Origin of the sequence: Autumnicola lenta (assembly GCF_031846515.1) — a bacterium.
Lineage (GTDB): Bacteria > Bacteroidota > Bacteroidia > Flavobacteriales > Flavobacteriaceae > Autumnicola > Autumnicola lenta.
On the sequence record NZ_JAVRHO010000098.1, the window covers coordinates 1 to 258 of the forward strand.

At 41.1% G+C, this 258-nt stretch carries 1 protein-coding gene; it reads left to right on the forward strand.

The window, feature by feature from the left end; all coding sequences use genetic code 11:
- On the forward strand, nucleotides 1-258 hold a 258-nt coding region (locus RM545_RS17575), incomplete at both ends, for a hypothetical protein (protein WP_311496587.1).

Here is a 258-nt window from a genome sequence, read left to right on the forward strand (position 1 = left end):
TCAAGCAAGCACTATCACTCTAGCCACATTGTTAGTTGGAGATACTACTACCGGTGGAACTTTCACTGTAGATGGAACAACTGCTACAACTTTTGATCCTGCAACTATGGGCGTAGGTACTTATGAAGTCACCTACACTGTGAATGGTGATGAATTGGAATGTGTAACTGGAATGGACTCTACTACTTTTGAAATCGAAGTAACAGATGAAGTAAGCGAAGCAGTTGTTCAGGATATTGCTGACTTCGATACTTGTAC